19 protein-coding genes, 1 tRNA gene and 1 pseudogene are annotated in these 18,169 nt (G+C 61.3%); 11 read left to right on the forward strand and 10 right to left on the reverse strand.

The window, feature by feature from the left end:
* The first annotated feature begins 35 nt into the window (after nt 1–35).
* Complete coding sequence (locus HCZ23_RS00960; protein ID WP_167599833.1) at nt 36–242, forward strand: DUF2892 domain-containing protein; 207 nt, start codon at nt 36–38, stop codon at nt 240–242.
* A gap of 136 nt (nt 243–378) precedes the next feature.
* On the opposite strand, the gene HCZ23_RS00965 is transcribed toward HCZ23_RS00960, so the two are convergent.
* Nucleotides 379–452: transfer RNA gene (locus HCZ23_RS00965), tRNA-Gly, on the reverse strand.
* A gap of 205 nt (nt 453–657) precedes the next feature.
* Here HCZ23_RS00965 and HCZ23_RS00970 point away from each other — a divergent pair.
* Nucleotides 658–1,782, forward strand: a complete 1,125-nt coding sequence (locus HCZ23_RS00970; RefSeq protein ID WP_167599834.1) for a cytochrome-c peroxidase — start codon at nt 658–660, stop codon at nt 1,780–1,782.
* A gap of 33 nt (nt 1,783–1,815) precedes the next feature.
* Here HCZ23_RS00970 and HCZ23_RS00975 read toward each other — a convergent pair.
* The 9 genes and pseudogenes from HCZ23_RS00975 to HCZ23_RS01015 form a co-directional block, all read right to left on the reverse strand.
* A pseudogene (locus tag HCZ23_RS00975) lies at nt 1,816–2,073 on the reverse strand (cytochrome c); the annotation flags it as partial.
* A 26-nt stretch (nt 2,074–2,099) separates the two neighbouring features.
* Nucleotides 2,100–2,651 (reverse strand): maleylpyruvate isomerase N-terminal domain-containing protein, encoded by a 552-nt coding sequence (locus tag HCZ23_RS00980; protein WP_167599835.1) that lies wholly within the window; start codon nt 2,649–2,651, stop codon nt 2,100–2,102.
* 1 nt (nt 2,652) lies between these two features.
* The gene (locus HCZ23_RS00985) at nt 2,653–3,756 is read right to left on the reverse strand and encodes a cupin domain-containing protein (protein ID WP_167599836.1); all 1,104 of its coding nucleotides are present in this window, start codon (nt 3,754–3,756) and stop codon (nt 2,653–2,655) included.
* 29 nt (nt 3,757–3,785) lie between these two features.
* Entirely contained in the window at nt 3,786–4,433 is a 648-nt protein-coding gene (maiA, locus tag HCZ23_RS00990; protein ID WP_167599837.1) for a maleylacetoacetate isomerase, read from the reverse strand.
* Between the two features lie 3 nt (nt 4,434–4,436).
* On the reverse strand, nt 4,437–5,135 hold the full coding sequence (locus HCZ23_RS00995) for a fumarylacetoacetate hydrolase family protein (protein WP_167599838.1): 699 nt from the start codon (nt 5,133–5,135) through the stop codon (nt 4,437–4,439).
* Between the two features lie 31 nt (nt 5,136–5,166).
* Nucleotides 5,167–6,387 carry a 3-hydroxybenzoate 6-monooxygenase gene (locus tag HCZ23_RS01000; protein ID WP_167599839.1) on the reverse strand — a complete coding sequence of 407 codons (1,221 nt, stop codon included), beginning with the start codon at nt 6,385–6,387 and terminating at the stop codon, nt 5,167–5,169.
* Between the two features lie 17 nt (nt 6,388–6,404).
* On the reverse strand, nt 6,405–7,796 hold the full coding sequence (locus tag HCZ23_RS01005) for a TRAP transporter large permease (RefSeq protein WP_167599840.1): 1,392 nt from the start codon (nt 7,794–7,796) through the stop codon (nt 6,405–6,407).
* The gene (locus HCZ23_RS01010; RefSeq protein ID WP_167599841.1) at nt 7,789–8,286 is read right to left on the reverse strand and encodes a TRAP transporter small permease; all 498 of its coding nucleotides are present in this window, start codon (nt 8,284–8,286) and stop codon (nt 7,789–7,791) included. The genes HCZ23_RS01005 and HCZ23_RS01010 overlap by 8 nt, the downstream gene beginning before the upstream one ends.
* Before the next feature lie 84 nt (nt 8,287–8,370).
* Nucleotides 8,371–9,420, reverse strand: a complete 1,050-nt coding sequence (locus tag HCZ23_RS01015) for a TRAP transporter substrate-binding protein (protein ID WP_167599842.1) — start codon at nt 9,418–9,420, stop codon at nt 8,371–8,373.
* A gap of 176 nt (nt 9,421–9,596) precedes the next feature.
* On the opposite strand from HCZ23_RS01015, the gene HCZ23_RS01020 reads away from it, so the two are divergent.
* The 9 genes from HCZ23_RS01020 (at nt 9,597) to HCZ23_RS01060 (ending at nt 18,050) form a co-directional block, all read left to right on the forward strand.
* Nucleotides 9,597–10,067: a MarR family winged helix-turn-helix transcriptional regulator gene (locus HCZ23_RS01020; RefSeq protein WP_167599843.1), complete on the forward strand. Its 471-nt coding sequence runs from the start codon at nt 9,597–9,599 to the stop codon at nt 10,065–10,067.
* A 211-nt stretch (nt 10,068–10,278) separates the two neighbouring features.
* Nucleotides 10,279–11,043: an SDR family NAD(P)-dependent oxidoreductase gene (locus HCZ23_RS01025; protein ID WP_167599844.1), complete on the forward strand. Its 765-nt coding sequence runs from the start codon at nt 10,279–10,281 to the stop codon at nt 11,041–11,043.
* Between the two features lie 12 nt (nt 11,044–11,055).
* Nucleotides 11,056–11,823, forward strand: coding sequence for a crotonase/enoyl-CoA hydratase family protein (locus HCZ23_RS01030; protein WP_167599845.1), 768 nt, complete (start codon nt 11,056–11,058; stop codon nt 11,821–11,823).
* Between the two features lie 110 nt (nt 11,824–11,933).
* Nucleotides 11,934–12,974, forward strand: coding sequence for a TRAP transporter substrate-binding protein (locus tag HCZ23_RS01035; RefSeq protein WP_254869842.1), 1,041 nt, complete (start codon nt 11,934–11,936; stop codon nt 12,972–12,974).
* Between the two features lie 6 nt (nt 12,975–12,980).
* A complete protein-coding gene (locus HCZ23_RS01040; RefSeq protein ID WP_167599846.1) occupies nt 12,981–13,535 on the forward strand; it encodes a TRAP transporter small permease in 555 nt (184 codons plus the stop codon).
* A complete protein-coding gene (locus HCZ23_RS01045; RefSeq protein ID WP_167599847.1) occupies nt 13,535–14,857 on the forward strand; it encodes a TRAP transporter large permease in 1,323 nt (440 codons plus the stop codon). Before HCZ23_RS01040 ends, HCZ23_RS01045 begins: the two co-directional genes overlap by 1 nt.
* Before the next feature lie 10 nt (nt 14,858–14,867).
* Entirely contained in the window at nt 14,868–15,317 is a 450-nt protein-coding gene (locus HCZ23_RS01050) for a MarR family winged helix-turn-helix transcriptional regulator (RefSeq protein ID WP_167599848.1), read from the forward strand.
* A 29-nt stretch (nt 15,318–15,346) separates the two neighbouring features.
* The gene (locus tag HCZ23_RS01055) at nt 15,347–17,164 is read left to right on the forward strand and encodes a feruloyl-CoA synthase (RefSeq protein ID WP_167599849.1); all 1,818 of its coding nucleotides are present in this window, start codon (nt 15,347–15,349) and stop codon (nt 17,162–17,164) included.
* A 10-nt stretch (nt 17,165–17,174) separates the two neighbouring features.
* Nucleotides 17,175–18,050, forward strand: coding sequence for an amidohydrolase family protein (locus tag HCZ23_RS01060; RefSeq protein WP_167599850.1), 876 nt, complete (start codon nt 17,175–17,177; stop codon nt 18,048–18,050).
* Nucleotides 18,051–18,169 lie beyond the last annotated feature (119 nt).

An 18,169-nucleotide genomic window follows, 5' to 3' on the forward strand; every position in this document is an offset into this window, starting at 1 on the left:
TTGCAAATCTGACATCCATTCACGGAGAATCCCTCATGTCCATCGACCGCGCTATGTTCCGCTTTGCCGGCATCATGGTTCTGGTCAGCGTCGCGCTGACCCAATTCGTCCACCCCGGCTTTGTCTGGCTGACCGTGTTCATCGGCGCCAACCTTTTGCAATCCTCCTTCACCGGCTGGTGCCCGGCGGCGAAGGTCTTTGCCAAACTCGGCATCCCGGCGGGCTGCGCCTTTGAGAAGTGATCTCAGGGGATAAGACGTTCAAGCGGGGTCCTTCGGGGCCCCGTTTTTTTTTGAGTATTTGTGCCAAAGAGAAAACAAAGCTTCCGTGATCCTGAGGCTGAAACTCGATATGGCTGATATTGATATGGGGGGAGTTTGGAGCGGGCGGCGGGAATCGAACCCGCGTCATTAGCTTGGAAGGCTAAGGTCTTACCACTACACAACGCCCGCCGCGTAGAGCCCTGTGTTTAGGCCATGGATTTTGGAGCGTCAAGTGGTCAAGGTGGTGTCAAACGCCTGCGCCGGGCATGCGCGCATGATCACGATTTTGGCGCGGGGCTTGACTTCGGTCAAATTCCCGATTGAAAAGCTCGGGTAAAGCTGTCCCGACGGACCTCGCTTTGGAAACCCGCCCATGCTCCACGGTAAACCCATGATGAAAACACTTGCTCTCCCGCTTCTTTGCACCCTGCTGGCCGCTCCGGCGATGGCCGAAGACCTTGCCACGCTCGAAGGTCTGGGGGAGGCGCTGTTTTTCGACGAAAACCTGTCACAGAACCGCACGCAATCCTGCTCGACCTGTCACAATCCTGACTACGGCTTTGCCGACCCGCGCGGCATGGCTTCGCCGGGCGACGATGGCGTTTCCATAGGGGACCGCAATGCGCCGACTGCGAGCTACGCGCATTTCGCGCCGATGTTCGAAAAGCTAGATGAGGGTGTCTATCGCGGGGGGCAGTTTCACGACGGGCGCGCCGCGACGCTGGCCGATCAGGCGGGCGGGCCGCCGTTGAACCCGATCGAGATGGGCATGCCGAATGCCGCTTCCGTGGTGGCGCGGCTCGAGGAAAACCCGGCCTATGTCGTGGCCTTCAAAGACCTGTTCGGAGACGAGATTTTTGCCGACCAAGACGAGGCCTATGCGGCGATGACCAAGGCGATTGCCGCCTTTGAAGGCACCGATCTGTTCTCGCCCTTTGACAGCAAATACGACCGTTACCTGCGCGGTGAGGCGGAGTTGACGCGGGAGGAAATGCTGGGCGAGACGCTGTTCTTTTCGCAGCAATTCACCAATTGCAACCTCTGCCACGAGCTCAAGCCGCGTGCAGGGATGGAGGGCGAAACCTTCACCAACTATGAATATCACAACATCGGCGTGCCGGAGAATGGCGCGCTGCGTGATATGAACGGCGTCGGGCGCGGGCATCCCGATCTGGGGCTGGCGCAGAATGCGATGGTCGAGAGCACGGCGGGTTTGGAAGGCAAGATCAAGGTGCCGACCCTGCGCAACGTCGCCGTCACCGGGCCCTATATGCACAACGGCGTGTTTCAGGACCTGCGCACGGTCGTGCTGTTTTACAACACCTACAACACGAAATCCGACGCGCGGATGATCAACCCGGAGACCGGCGAACGCTTTGGTGCGCCGGAGGTGGCGGAGAACCTCTCGATGGAAGAGCTGACCACGGGACCGGCGCTTGAGGATCGCGAGATTGACGCGCTGGTGGCCTTTATGAAGACCCTGACGGATGCGCGTTACGAGCACTTGCTTGAGAACTGAACCTGCCGGGTGCGTCCCGGGCAGGCTCCCGTTTCAATGGATGCCGTTTGCGCGTTGCACTTCGCGGACATAGGCGATGATCGCCTTGATGTCGCCCTGCGTCAGCCCCTCCTGCGGAGGCATGTCGTCAAAACGCCAGTGGTGTGACTGAACCCCACGCTGGGCGGCCATGACAAAGGCCATGTCGCCATGGTGCGAAGGTTCGTAGTTCACATGGACGAGCGGCGGCCCGGATCCCTCTACGCCCGCGGCATTTGCGCCGTGACAGGCCGCGCAGGTGCTGTCAAAGGCCAGTGTTGACCGAGGTGCGGGGAGACTTAGCGCAGGTTTTGCGGCAGATCGGCCAGACGCGCGCCATTGCCGAGATCAAGCGCGCCTTGCCAGATGCCTTTTGCCCGCATCAAGGGAAGGGCGCGGGGTGTGGTTTGCGTGCCGTCGGCCAATGTGAGCGCCGCATCCCATTGATCCTCTGAGAGGTCGCGCCAGCAGACGTTGAGATGCACTTCGGAATGCTGAAACAGGTGCCGAAGCGCGCGGGCCGGAAGGGTGGCGGCAAGATCGAGCGAGGGCAGTTCCTCGGGCAATTCCAAGACCTCACCCTTGTTCAAGGCCTCCAGAGCCAGCGCCTGATAGCGGGCCTCGTAGCTGACGCGGACGATCACATGCGCGCGGCTCAGGCCGGAAATTGCGGAGGGGCCATAGAGATCCTCATCCGACAGTTCCATGAGTTTGCGGGCGAAATAGGCGGTGCCGCGCCGGGCGAGCAACAAATCCTCGGCTGGCGCGTTGGGGGCGTCGAACCGCGCCCCCTTGCCCAGGCGGGCTTTCAGCGCTTCGCGGGCGGCGATGTCTGTCTCGGTGAGAGACATGTTATTGCCCCTCGACCATCTGACGCATGAAGCCGAGGCGTTCCATGATCGGCGCATCCGAAAAACGGAACAGATCGAATTGCGTCTCGGCCTGCAAGGACCACGGCACCCAGGAGGGCACGACGAACATATCGCCTTTTTCCAGTTTATGCTCGACCCCGTTCAGCACGACGGCGCCCTTGCCCTCAAACACTTGGAACACGGTGGAGCCGACCTCATTGCGCGTGGCCGTCTGCGTGCCCGCCCGCAACCGGTGGAACTCGCAGCGGATCGTCGGCATCACGTCGCCGCCAGTGGTTGGGTTGACGTAGCGGATCGCGGCATGGCCCTGCTCGACGGTGGCGGGTTGGCCCTCGTCTTCGAGCAGGAGCTGTTCGGTCAGGGCGCGGTCGGTGAACTCCCAACGATAGGCGCCGATGGGCGATGACACGGTGTTTTGCAGCTGCGACAGAGGCCGCAGACCCGGATGGCACCAGAGCCGTTCGCCACGCGAATAATCCGGCGTCGCATTGTCGGTCACCCGGTCGGAACCAAACTCGAAAAAGCCCACATCCATCTGTTGGCTGAACGGAATGTCGAGCCCGTCGATCCAGGCCATTGGCTCGTTGGCGATGTTGTGGTGGCCGTGGAAATTCCAGCCCGGCGTCAGCAAAAGATCGCCGCGCGACATGCGCACGGGATCGCCGTTGACCACGGTCCAGACACCTTCGCCCTCGACCACAAACCGAAACGCGTTTTGCGAGTGGCGGTGCTCCGGCGCGTTCTCGCCCGGGCAGAGATACTGGATCGCGGCCCAGAGCGTGGGCGTCACATAGGCATTGCCGCCGAGACCGGGGTTCGCAAGGCCAATCGCACGACGCTCGCCGCCCCGCCCCACCGGCACCAGCTCGCCGGATTTCTCCGCCAGCGGCAAAAGATCGGCCCACCGCCAAACATGCGGCACGGCCTTGGACTTGGGCACCATCGGCATCAGGTCGCCCAACTGGGTCCAGAGCGGCAAAAGGTTGTTCTCTTCGAAGCCTTTATAGAGTTCACGCAGCTCCGGCGTGTCCTCCGGCTGCATGCCGTGCTCGATGGTGTCGTGGCTGCGATCTTCGGTCAGCATGGTGAAATTCCTCCGGTATAGGGGCCGCCTCAGGCGGCGTCGGGTTGGTTGGGCGGCGCGGCTTTGGTGAAGGCAGGCAACTTGTCGAGTGCCGCATAGATGCGCGAAATCACCGGCCAGTTTTCAAGCGGCACGCCAAAGCGTTTGTTGTTCCAGACCTGCGCATAGAGGCAGCAATCGGCCATGGTCGGCGTGTCCCCGTGGCAATAGAGGCCGGTCTGCGGTGAAGCGGACAGCTCGGCTTCCAGCGCGTCGAATGTGAGCGTGACCCAATGGGTGAACCACTCTTTCTGGGCCTCCTCATCGGCGCCAAACTGATCACGAATACGGAACAAAACGCGCAGGTTGTTGAGCGGATGAATCTCGCAGGCGATCATGTAGGACAGCGCACGCACACGGGCGCGGCCCTCGGCATCTGCGGGCAAAAGCGCAGGCTCCGGATGCGTTTCCTCCAGCCATTCCATGATGGCGAGAGATTGCGTCAGATAACTGCCGTCCTCGCGCTCAAGGGTGGGGACCAGACCCTGCGGGTTCTTCGCCAGATACTCGGGCGTCCGCGTCTCCCCGGTGCGGAGCACATAGGGAATGTAGTCGTAGTCCAAGCCCTTGAGGTTCAACGCGGCACGGAGCCGCGTTGATGTTGAGGATCGGAAGAAGTTGTGCAACTTCAGGGGCATGTCTTAGGCCTCACGCGGTCCGATAGGGGTCTCGATGGAGCCAAGCCCCTCGATGGACACCACACAGACATCACCCGGCACCATGGCGCCGACGCCTGCAGGCGTGCCGGTCATGATCAGGTCACCCGGCTCAAGCGCGATGGAATGAGACAGGATGGAGATGATTTCCGGTACGGACCAGATCAACTCGTTCAGGTCTGCGTCCTGTTTCACCTCGCCATTCACCGTGAGCTTGATCGAGCCCTTGTCCGGGTGGCCGACTTTTTCCACCGGGAAGACCGGACCGATGACGGCGGAGCGGTCAAACGCCTTGCCCCAATCCCACGGACGGCCCTGTTCGCGGGCCGCAAGTTGCAGGTCGCGGCGCGTCAGGTCGTTGCCGACGGCATAGCCCCAGACGTGCGAGAGGCTGTCCTCTTCCGCGATGTTCTTGCCGGCTTTGCCGATCACCGCCACGAGTTCCGCCTCGTAGTGGAAGTTCTCGGTCTCCGGCGGGTAGGCGACGGTCTCGCCGCTGTCCACCACGGCATCGGCCGGTTTGGTGAAGAAAAAGGGCGGATCGCGATCCGGGTCCTTGCCCATCTCACGGGCGTGGGCGGCGTAGTTGCGACCGACGCAGAAGATGCGGCGGACCGGCAGACGATCGTCGGAGCCATCGACGGCCACGGTGGCCGGCTCAGCGGGGGGGAAGACATAAGCCATAGGGTTTGTCCTTTTTGCGTTTCTTTGGGAGTTATTCAGCGGCGGTTTTCAACGCGGCGTTCACAGTCGTGTCGTCGAGGCCGGTGGAGCCATAGAGCCAGGAGAGCTGGTCGTACCATTCATCCTGCGACATGCCCGACATGACGTGGTTGCGCACGGCGGCTTTGGCGTCGTCCGGGTGGTAGATGTATTCGCCGATGAGACGCGAATTCATCTGAACGCGGGCGGTGCGGACCTTGCGCATCTCCTGATAAATCTGGAGCGCGCGTTCGACGTTCTCGCCGTAATGCTCGATGCAATGGGACATGGCGACGGCGTCTTCCATGGCCATACAGGCGCCTTGGGCGAAATACTGAAGCATCGGGTGCGCGGCATCGCCCAGCAAAGCCACACGGTCCTCGACCCAATTCGAGATCGGATCGCGGTCGCAGAGCACCCAGAGTTTCCAATCAGAGCCATGTTCGATGACCTGACGGGCCTTCGGGTGGATGTGCTCGAACCCTGCGGCGACCTCTTCTTTCGACACGGGACGGCCTGCGATGGCCTCTTGGACGTCGCGGTGATAGGTCACGACGAGGTTGAAGACCTTCCAGCCTTTGAGCGGGTAATGCACGATGTGACATTTCGGACCGGCCCAAAGCGTAGCGGCGTTCCAGCGCAGGTCTTCGGGCATCTGTTCGGTCGGAATGACGGAACGATAGGTGGTGTGTCCGGAAATCCGCGGCTCGCCGTCGCCGATCATTTGGTTGCGGATCGGGGAGCGCAGACCCTCTGCCCCAATCAGGAAAGAGCCTTTGATCGGATCACGGTCTTTTACCTTGAGGGTGACGGAGGTGCCGTCTTGCTCGTAGCCTTCGACCACATGTGAGGTGCGGATGTCCACCAGCGGGCTGTCTTCGCAATACTTCAGGAGCACGCCATGCAGGTCGGCGCGGTGCACAACGGCGTAGGGGTTTTTGAAGCGCTCGCGGAACGGTTCGTCCAGGGGAATAGAGGTGATGTCCTCTGCGGTTTGCGCATCCATCAGGCGCAGCTTGTCGATATAGACCGCCTTCTCGCGCGCTTCGTCGCCAACGCCCAGATAGTCGAAGCAATGGAAGGCGTTCGGACCGATCTGGATGCCGGCGCCGATCTCGCCCAAGGCGGGCGCCTGTTCGACCACGATGGAACGGTGGCCTTTGCGGGCCAGACCACAGGCGGCAGCAAGGCCGCCGATGCCGCCACCGGCAATGATAATGGGAAGATCGGACATGGTAGTGTCTCCTTATGTCAGCCGCCGATGAGGCGCGGAATGGTGAGGGTGAGGGCCGGGATCATCAGGATGAGGCCCACACGGATGACCTCTGAGCCGAGGAAGGGCATGACACCGCGGAAGACGGTGGACATGGGCGTGTCCTTGGCGAGCGAGGAGATGATGAAGACGTTGAGGCCGACAGGGGGCGTGATCAGCCCGAGCTCGACCACAATGAGCGCGAGGATGCCGAACCAGATTTTGAGGCTTTCGGTGTCCATGCCGTAGGCGGCCGTGTCAGCGGTGACATATTCTCCGCCGTTGAGCGCAATGAGCGTCGGCCAGAAGAAGGGCACCACGACGAGGATCATCGCGAGGCTTTCCATGAAACAGCCCAGGACGACAAAGGCGATGAGCATGATCACGAGGATCAGCATCGGGTCCATGCCGGAATTCGCCGCCCATTCGGAGAGCGCCTGCGGCAGGCCGGAGCGGGTGAAGAAGCCCTTGAGCACCTCGGCGCCAAAGAGGATCAGGTAGATCATGCCCGACGTGATCGCGGTGGCTTGCAACGCGCGGCGCAGGCCTTTGAGGTTCAGCCCTTCGCCGGTCAGAGCGCGCAGCGCAAAGCCATAGGCACCGATCAGGAAGACGCCGATAGAGGCGGCGGGCGTGGGCGTGAAGAGGCCGAACCCCAGACCCAGAATGATCGCGCCAAAGATGAGGATCACCGGGAACAGGCGTTTGAGCGCCAGGTTGCGTTCCGCGCGCGGCATCGGGCGCGGTTCGGGCGCCAGAGACGGGTCCACACGCACCAGAATGGCGATCACGCCGATAAAGGACAGCACGGCCAGAAGGCCCGGGATCACGGCGGCCTGGAACATCTTGAGGATCGACCCTTCGACGATGATCGCATAGATCACCAGTGCCACCGACGGCGGGATCAGAATGCCGAGCGTGCCGCCTGCGGCCAACGCGCCTGCGGAGAGACGGTCTTTGTAGCCCAGCTCTTTGAGCTCCGGCAGAGCCACTTTGCCCATGGTCGCGGCGGTCGCCAGCGAAGACCCGCAAACCGCGCCAAAGCCGCCGCATGCCGCGATCGCCGCCATGGCCACGCCGCCTCTGAGACGCGACAGCAGGGCTTCGAGACCTTTGAACAGGTCCGAGGACAGCCGCGCCTCGGCGGCGATGTAGCCCATCAGCACGAACAGAGGCACGACAGAGAGATCGTAGCTCGCGACATTCTCCCAGAGGAGCGATTTGAACTGACGGATATAGGGCACGAAACGCACATAGGGCAGCGCCAGCGAGAGCGCATAGGTGCCGCCGATGCCGACGAGGATCATCGCGATGCCGACCGGCATGCGCAGGATCAGAAGGACAAAGAGAACGACGAGGCCAAGAACCCCGATGGTGATGGGATCAAGCATAGCGCGCGTCTCCGAAAATCTGGCTCACGGAGACCACGGCCCAGAGGACCATGGAGGCGATGCCGGGAATGTAGAAGGGCCAGATCGGCCAGCCGAGCACACCGGCTTCGGCGGCGTCAGAGCGGGATTCGAGCATCCCAAAGACCATCCAATAGGCCAGAAACAGCGCCACTGCGGCCGTCAAAGTGAGCCACATGTGGTCCAAAACGCGTTTCACCGGCATCGGCGCATTGGCGACGAAAAGATCGACGGCGACATGGCCGCGCGAGGCCTGCGTGTAGGGGAAAAACATCAATGCCGCGCCGGAAATGGCGAGCTGGACGAAATCTTCGTAGCCCGGAAGGCCGGAGACGTCCTGGCCAAACAGGCCCATGAACCGATCAAGAATAAAGGCGCCAGTGTTGGTGGTGGTGACCATCACGATGACAAAGAGGATCGCGCCTCCAAGCATAGCGAATATGTCTGCCAGACGCGTCACATGAGCGTGCATAGCATGCCTCCCGGTTGGGTGCGTTTCGTTTTGGATGAGCGGCGGGGTCGGCCCGCCACTCTGGTTTTCGGGTATTCGAAGAGATTATTCGCCGTGTGCGGCCGCGACAGCCGCGCGGGCCTGCTCCACAAGCGCGGCACCGTCGATGCCTTTTTCAGAGACTTCATCGACCCAGCGGGCCACGACCTCTTCGCTCACCGCGTTGAATTTCGCGGCTTCTTCGTCAGAGAACACATGGCGGGTGATGCCCGCGCCATCGAGCGCACCGATGCCGGCCTCTTCAAAGCCTTCCCACATCGCGCCGATCTCGGCTGCGACGTTTTCGCGGGAGTTGGCGTCGATCACGGCCTTCAGATCGTCGGGCAGGTCCTCGTAGACGTCCTTGTTCATCGCCACCATGAAAACGGCGGTGCCGAAACGGTCGCCATCCGGCAGCTCGGCGGTGTATTTGTCGAGTTCCTGCAATTTCAGCGCCGGGACGATCTCATAGGTGGTCATCGCGCCGTCGATCACGCCTTTCGCCATGGCCTCGGGCACGGCAGGCACGGGAAGGCTTACGGGCTCCGCGCCCATGCCTTCGATCAGCCAGGCCCCGGTGCGCGACGGCGTGCGCAGTTTCATGCCTGCGACGTCCTCAAATGTGGTGACTTCCTTGTTGCCAGAATGGATCAGGTTGCCGTCATTGGCGTGCAGGAACAGGATGTGAATGTCCTCGAAATCCTCGGCCAACATGTCCATCGAGGCGTTCAGCGCGATGGTCGTGTCGGTGGCAGAGCCTTTGTGCACGGTGGGCAGTTCGAACACTTCGGTGCGCGGGAACACGCCCGGCGTGTAGCCCAAAAGCGTCCAGACGATGTCCGCCGTGCCGTCGCGCACCTGGTTATAGAGCTCGCCCGGTTTGCCGCCCATCGACATGGCGGGGTAGATCTGAACCTCGATGCGTCCGTCGCTGTCGTCCATGACCTTCTGCGCCCAGGGCTCCAACATCACCTTATGGGCGTTGGCCACCGGCGGCAGGAAGTGGTGCATGATCAGGGTGACGTCCTGCGCGAAGGCGGATGTGGCGGTCGCGATGCTGGCGGCGGCAATGGTGCCGAGCAGCTTGGCGCGGGTGAATTTCGCCCGTATGGACATGTGAGCTCCTCCGAATTTTATCGCAATTTTCTGGCGCACTCCCGTTGCGCCCTGAATAGTTGGTATACTTACCATTGATCTGAGTCAATTCCGTAAGCATACTTATTATTGACCTGCCTCACCCGATTGAGGCATGGAGGCCGGCAATATGTCGCAGGACGCGAAAGGGAACATCCATGGCTCTTGAGATTCACAACATGGCCGGACATCTGATTCGCAGATTGAATCAGATTTCGATGTCCGTGTTTCAGGAGCGGATGAAGGCCCAGGGGCAGACCATGACCTCGGTGCAATTCGCGGCGATGAATGCGGTGCACGCCAATCCGGGTATCGATCAGGCGCGGCTGGCGGGGATCATCGCTTATGATCGCGCGACGATTGGCGGTGTCATCGACCGGCTGGAGAGCAAGGGGCTGATGGTGCGTAAGGTCTGTGAGCATGACCGACGCGCGCGTTTGGTGCATCTGACGCCCGATGGCGAGGCGCTGTTGGATGCGCTGATCCCCGTGGTGCGCGGGTTTCAGGACGATATCCTCTCTGGGCTGTCGGACGAGGAGCGGGGCGAATTCCTGCGCCTCGCGGCCAAGGCGGCGGATGGTGGCAACCACCTCAGCCGTGCGCCCCTGATTCTCGGCAAAAAGCCCTGACACCAGCTTACTGAGCGTGCTGCGCTGCAATGCGCGCGTGGCGGGGAGATCTGTCCCGAACGCGTCGCTTTGCTGCGCGCAAACCAAGATTTCCTGCATATCAGCCTGTGAGTGCAAGCATGCTGCATGTGCGAGATAGGTCTGCGATTTAATTGTTCATTGACATAACAATTAATCCTCTGCATGGTTTTCTCAAACGGGAGGAGACATCATGGAGATCAAAGGGCATGTCGCCGTTGTGACGGGTGCTGCCAGCGGGCTGGGCTTTGCCACGGCAAAACGCCTCGCCGAGGCGGGCGCCACAGTGGCCATTCTCGATCTGTCGGGGGAGGCGGCAGCCAAGGCAGCCGCTGAGATCGGCGGCACAGGCTATGCGGTGGATGTCAGCGATCCGGCGGCGGTCGAGGCGGCATTTGCGCAGATCCAAGGTGATCTGGGCACGCCCCGTATCGTGGTCTCCTGCGCGGGCATCGGCACGGCGGGGCGCATCCTGCCGCGGGACGGATCGCTCACCATCGACACCTTCGCCAAGGCGCTGAACGTCAACCTTCTGGGCACTTATGCCGTGATGAACATCGCGGCGCGCGCCATGGCCGCTGCCGATCCCATCGACGCGGACGGGGCACGCGGCGTGATCATCAACACCTCCTCGGTGGCGTTTGAGGACGGCCAAATCGGGCAAGCGGCCTATTCCGCCTCGAAAGGCGGCGTGGCCTCGATGACGCTCCCGGCCGCACGCGAACTTGCCCGCTTTGGCATCCGAGTCATGGCCATCGCGCCGGGGCTTTTCGAGACCGCGATGAGCGCAGGCCTGCCGGATGATATTCGCGCCGACATTCTCAAAAACGTGCCGTACCCGTCCCGCATGGGCGACCCGGACGAATATGCCCGCCTCGCGCAGGCCATCGTTGAAAACCCGATGCTGAACGGGACGGTTATTCGCCTCGACGCCGCAGCCCGCATGCCGATCAAATAAGAAGAAAAGCCAATGACCAGCGAAATCTTGAAAATCGACATCGAGGGGCCGATCGCCACTCTGACCATGAACCGCCCCGGCAAGCGCAACGCCATGTGCGATGAGCTTTTGGACGCCATCGACGCGTTCTTTTCCGCGCCGCCCGAAGGTGTGCGAGTTGTCATCATGACGGGCACCGAGGGGCATTATTGCTCCGGCCTCGATCTCTCCGAACATGTCGCCCGCAATGCCGAGGGCACCATGCGTCACTCGCGCAATTGGCATGGTGTCATGGATAAAATCCAGTTCGGCGGCCTTCCGGTGATCTCCGCCATGTATGGCGCTGTCATCGGCGGAGGGCTTGAAATGGCCACCGCCACCCATGTGCGAATCTCGGAACCGTCGACGATTTTCCAGCTGCCCGAAGGCATGCGCGGCATCTTTGTCGGCGGCGGGGCCACCGTGCGTGTGGGGCGCATTCTGGGCGCGGATCGCATGTGCGAAATGATGCTCACGGGGCGCAAATACAATTCGGATGAAGGTCTGGCGCTTGGTCTCACCCATTATGCCGTGGGCGAGGGCGAAGCGCTGGCGCTGGCGCAGAAACTCGCGGCCAAGATCGCCAAGAACGCCACGCTGTCGAACTACATGATGATCCAGGCGATCAGCCGGATCGAGGATATGTCGAAAGCCGACGGATTGTTCATGGAAAGCATGTGCGCCGCCGTCTCGCAGACCAGTGAAGATGCCGAGGAGGGTCTCAAGGCCTTCTTGGAAAAGCGCGTGCCTGTCTTCCGTTAACGGGCTCTCGCAATGCGTATTGAGGCGGGCTGCAGAGGAGGCGGCCCGCATCCAATCACAACATAGCCCGCGACAAACCGGGCATCCGTCATGATTTGGGAGGATTACACATGACAACTATGACACGCCGTATGGCCATGGCCACGATGGGCGCCGCCCTTGCGACCCCCGCATTTCTCAAAAAAGCCCACGCCGCCGAAGTGACGCTGCGCGTCGCGCATTTTCTGCCGGGTGTGGCGCCGATGCAGACCCGGTTCTTCGATGTCTGGGCCAAGGAAATCTCTGACGCCTCCGATGGCGCCATCGAGATGCAGATGTTCCCCTCGATGCAGCTGGGCGGCAAACCGCCCCAGCTCGCCGATCAGGCGCGCCAAGGCATTGCCGACATCTCATGGACCCTGCCGGTCTACACGCCGGACCGTTTCCCGGTGGCCGAAACCATGGCGCTGCCCTTCATGGTGACCAATGCCGAAAAGACCTCTGTCGCGATGCATACGCTGATGGAGGAATTCGGCCAGAAGGAATATCGCGGGCTGAAACCCTTGGCCTTCCACACCCATGATGGCGGCAAGTTCCACACCCGGGGTCAGAAAATCTCGACCGCCGAGGACATCAAAGGCCTCAAACTGCGCGCGCCGAACCAAGCGACCGGCAAGATGTTGGAGATCATGGGTGCCGAGACTGTGTTCTTCCCGGTGACCGAGATGGTCGTGGGGCTTTCGAATGGCGTGATCGACGGCTGTTGCCTGCCCTATGAGGTGGTGCCGGCCTTCAAGCTTCAGGAGCTGACCTCTGTGACCAACGAACCCGAAGCGGGCGCGCGGGGTCTCTATTGCAACACCTTCGCGCTGGTGATGAACGAGCGCAAATACGAGGGTCTCTCTGACGATCTGCGCAAGGTGATCGACGATCATTCCGGCGCCGATCTGTCCCGTCGCCTCGGCGCGCAATTCGATGAGTTCGAGGCCTTCGGGCGTGGCGTCGTCGAAAAGCAGGGCAATGAGATCCACACCATTCCGGCGGCGGAAATCGCCAAATGGCGCGAGATGGCGACGCCTGTCTATGACGAATGGATCGGCAAGTTGAACGATGCGGGTCTCGACGGCGCGGCCATCGTGGCGCGTGCCAACGATCTTTTGGACGCCGGGTGAGTCCTCATGGCCGAGCGGCTTAACACAGACACTGGGCAGGGAGACACTGGGCAGGGGGATCACACCCCCCTGTTCCGCGCGCTCCGGGCGATTTGCCTTGGCTCTGCGGGGCTTGGCGGCGCGGTGATTTTCGCGGCCTCTCTGGCCGTCACCCTGTCGGTGGTGATGCGCAACCTTGGTTTGGGCGGCATTCGCGGGGATTTCGAACTGGTGGAGCTGGCCTGCGCGGCCTGTGCCTCGCTCTTCTTGCCTCTGTGCCAATTCAACAAAGGGCACGTCATGGTCGATCTCTTCACGCTTTGGCTGAAACCCGTCACCCAGCGCCGCTTTGACGGCGTCTGGACAATGATTTTCGCCGTCTGTTGGGCGTTTCTGACCTGGCGGCTCGCAGTGGGACTTTTGGAAATGCATGACTATGGCGACCGCACCATGTTGCTGCGCGCGCCCGTGTGGTGGGTCTATTTGCCCGCGCTTTTGGGCACCGGGCTTTCAGCCATCGTGGCCTTTTTGCAGGGCCTGCCGATGATCAGCCCCGCCTTTCGCGGTCTGGAGGTGCGCTGATGGAACCGATGACGATTGCTATTCTGATGGTCGTGGGGCTTTTGATCCTGATCTTTGCCCGGATGCCGATTGCTTTGGGCATGGGTCTGGTCGGCGCCGTGGGCTATGTGACGCTCGCCTCGCCCTATGCGCTCATGGCCTATTTCAACACGGCCTGGGTCGATAAATTCATGTCCTATGAGCTGGCCATCGTGCCTTTGTTCATCCTCATGGGACATCTCGCGACGCGCTCCGGCATCTCTGCCGCGATCTTTGCCGCGTCCAATGCCTGGATCGGCCACCTGCGCGGCGGTCTGGCGATGGCCTCTGTCGCGGGCTGTGCGATGTTCGGGTCCATTTCCGGCTCGTCTCTGGCGACCGCCTCGACCATGGCCCGCGTGGCCCTGCCGGAGATGCGTAAACATGGCTATTCCGGCGCGTTGGCTTCCGGCTCTTTGGCTGCGGGCGGCACATTGGGCATTCTCATTCCGCCCTCCGTGGTGCTCATCATCTACGCGCTTTTGACCGAGCAGAACATCGTCAAGCTGTTCCTGGCGGCCACCATTCCCGGCATTCTGGCTGTGATCGGCTTCTGTATCGCCATCGCGATCTATGTCCGGCTCTACCCCTCAGAAGGCCCGACCCATCAACCCGCCAGCTTCGCGCAGCGTCTGAAAGCCTTGAAAGACATCTGGCATGTGGTCGTGATCTTCGTCATCGTGCTGGGCGGCATCTATGGCGGGTTCTTCACGCCCGCGGAAGGCGCCTCCGTCGGGGTGATCCTGATGCTGGTCGCGGGGCTTTTGACCCGTGGTCTCGACGGGCGGGCCATCCTTGATTGCCTGATCGACACGGCGGGTTCGACCGCGATGATTTTCGCCATCGTCTTTGGTGCCGACATTTTCAACGTCGCGCTGGCGCTGTCGCGCATGCCCTCCGAAGTGGCCGATTACTTCTCTGCCGCCAACGTCGCGCCGATGGTGGTGCTTATGGGGATCATTGTTTTCTACCTCGTCATGGGCTGCCTCATGGACAGTCTCTCGATGATCTTGCTCACCGTGCCGGTGTTCTTCCCCACGATCATGGCGCTGGATTTCGGTCTCATGCCGGAACAGCAAGCCATGTGGTTCGGCATCATCTCTTTGGTGGTGGTCGAAATGGGGCTGATCACGCCGCCTGTGGGGATGAACCTCTTTGTCATCTCCTCGATGGCGAAGGACATCCCGACCAGCCAGATTTTCCGCGGCACAACGCCTTTCATCATCGCGGAATTCTTCCGCATCGCCATTCTGGTCAGCTTCCCGGTGCTGAGCTATTGGCTGGTGGATTTGGTGGCCAACTGAGGAAGAGACGATGAGCAAGTGCGACAAAGATACCGAAATCACGGACCAGAACCTGCGCCAATTCGTGGGCTACACCATGAAGCGTGCCTTTCTCATGGTGCGCGAGGATCTGGCGCGGGTGCTGGAGCCTCTGGGGCTTCGGATGACGTCTTTTTCCGCCCTCGCGATCATCAAGGAAAACCCCGACATCTCCCAGAGCCGCCTCGCCGTGGCGCTGCATATCGAGCGCTCCGGTGTGGTGGTTTTGGTGGATGAGTTGGAAAGCGCCGACCTGATCGAACGCGGACGCGTCGAAGGCGACCGGCGGCAATATGCCCTGCGCACCACCGCGCTGGGCGACAAGAAATGGCGCGAAGCAGAGCGGGCAGTCGCGGCCCATGAGGAGGCTCTGTTTGCTGCGCTGAGCACAGAAGAACGCACCACGCTTCGGACCCTTTTGGGCCGGGTCGGGAGGAAATAGCCGCATCCGATCGGCTAAGGGAGGAACGCATGAAAGATCAAACGACGGGGCTGACGCTTGCACCGCATTCGGTGCGCATGGACCGCAAGAGCACGGAAGAGATTATCCTGACTTCGGCCCTGCCGCTCGATCCGGTGGTCGAGCACACCGGGGTCTGGTTGGAAAAATGGGCCCTTGAGCGTCCGGATACGACCTATCTCGCCGAACGCTCCGGTGCGGGCTGGCGCGAGTTGGGCTATGCGGAGGTTTTGGAGCGCGTCAAAGCCATCGCGGCCTCTCTGGCTGCGCGCGGCCTCAACGAGTCGACGCCGATCCTGATCATGTCCGGCAACTCCGTCGATCACGCTTTGCTGTCGTTTGGCGCGCAATGGGCGGGGGTGCCCACTGTGCCCTTGGCCGAACAATATTCCCTCATCGAAGAGGCCCATTTCCGCCTGCAATATGCGATAGGCAAGACGAAACCGAAAATGGCCTTCGTCGATGACGCCGCGCGCTATGCCAAGGCTCTGAGCCTGTCGGATTTCGAGGGGATCGAAATCGTGGCCTCACTGCCCGCGGGCGCGCCACGCCCCGTCACGCCTTTCGCTGAGCTCCTGAAAGGCGACGCGGGCGTCGACCTTGCATCCGTTCATGCGGGGGTCGGGCCGGACACGCTGGCGAAAATCCTGTTCACCTCTGGCTCCAGTTCCGACCCAAAGGGCGTGATGACCACACAGCGCATGATGTGCGCCAACCAAAGCCAGATGTCGTCGGTGCTGCCCTTCATGAAAGAGCGCCCGCAGCGCATCGTCGATTGGCTGCCGTGGAACCACGTTTTTGGCGGCTCGCACAACGTCAACATGATGCTGATGCACGGCGGTTCTTTCTACATTGATAATGGCAAGCCGACGAAGGCCCTATTTCAGCACACGATTGAGAACGTGATCGAAAAGGCCGGCACCGCCGCCTTCAACGTGCCTGTCGGTTTTTCGATGCTGGTGCATGAGATGGAGCACAATCAGGCCCTCAAAGAAGCCTATTTCAAAGACCTCGACATGCTGTTCTATGCGGGCGCGTCCCTGCCGCAGGACATCTGGACCCGGCTCGAAGAGATGGCGATGGAAGTGCGCGGGCGTCTGCCCCTGATGATCTCAAGCTGGGGCCTCACCGAGACTGCGCCGGCCAACGTCATGGTGCACGAACATATCGGCCGCTCAGGTGTCATCGGCGTGCCTCTGCCGGGAACTGAGATCAAGCTTTTGCCCGATGACGACATGCGCTGTGAAATCCGCGTCAAAGGCCCGAATGTCATGCCTGGCTACCTGCATGACCCGGAGAAAACGGCGGAGGCCTTTGACGAAGGCGGCTTTTTCATCACCGGCGATGCGGTGAAGTTTCTCGACAAGGACGATCCGAACCGGGGCCTTGTCTTTGATGGTCGCGTCTCTGAGGATTTCAAACTGCTGACCGGCACCTGGGTCCAGGCGGGCAAACTGCGTCTTGATGCGCTGGAGGCTCTGCGCGGGCTGGTGCTCGATGTGGTGATCTGCGGTCACGACCGGGGCGAGATCGGCCTCTTCGTCTTCCCGCGCCCGGATCACGTGCATGACGACAACACCTCCGAGGGCGCGGTGATCGACGATCATCTTCAGGCCGAAATCCACCATGTCTTGCGTAAAATGGCCCGCGCCGCCTCTGGCTCCGCCAAACGCATCGCCCGCGCCATCATCCTGGCCGAACCGCCTTCTCTCAAAGATGGCGAGGTCACCGACAAAGGGTCTTTGAACACCCGCAAAATCATCACCCGCCGCGCCGATCTTCTGGAGCGTCTCTACGACAACGAAGATCCGGCCCTGATCCGAGTGTAAGGAATTGAATATGGTAGATTTTTCTAACGTCCGCGCGATTGATTTTCACACCCATGCCGAGGAGGCCTGTGGCTGTCATCACGATGACGGCTATGACGATTTGCAATCCGCGATGGCGAAATATTTCAACGCGCCGTGGTCCCATCCGCCCACGATTGACCAAACCGCCGCGCATTACCGCGAGAAAAACATCGCTGCGGTGATTTTCCCGGTCGATGCCGAGCGTGAGACGGGCTATCGCCGCTACGACAATTACGAGGTCGCTGACGCCGCCGCAAAGCACTCCGACATCCTCATCCCCTTCGCCTCCATCGATCCGGCGAAAGGCAAATTGGGTGCCCGTGAGGCGCGCGATCTGGTGGAAAATCACGGCATTCAGGGCTTTAAATTCCACCCGACGATGCAGGGGTTTTACCCCAACGACCGCAACGCCTATGTGCTCTATGAGGCCATCGCCGAGGCCGGCAAGCCAGCGCTGTTTCACACCGGCCAGACCGGGGTCGGGTCGGGGATGAAGGGCGGCAATGGCATGCGTCTCAAGTACTCGAACCCGATGTATATGGACGATCTGGCGGTGGATTTTCCCGACATGCCGATCATCCTCGCGCACCCGTCGTTTCCGTGGCAGGAAGAGGCTTTGTCGGTCGCGACCCACAAGCCCAATGTCTACATCGACCTCTCCGGCTGGTCGCCGAAATACTTCCCGCCGATCCTGGTGCGTTACGCGAATACTTTGTTGAAAAACAAGATGTTGTTCGGCTCCGACTGGCCGATGATCGCGCCTGAAAAGTGGCTCGACGCCTTTGACAAAGCGGAGTTCCGCGACGAGGTGCGGCCTTTGATTTTGAAGGAGAACGCGATGCGGCTTCTGGGGGTGACCGAATGACGCCGGGTGGTGGGAGCGTGCGGTTGGCTGCCCGTGGGATGGCGAACACCCTTGACGTCGGGGCGCTTTATCTTGGCCAAATCCGAGCGACGTTCATGCGCAGGTCAACATCAACAAAA

Origin of the sequence: Celeribacter sp. HF31 (assembly GCF_011806455.1) — a bacterium.
Classification (GTDB): domain Bacteria; phylum Pseudomonadota; class Alphaproteobacteria; order Rhodobacterales; family Rhodobacteraceae; genus Celeribacter.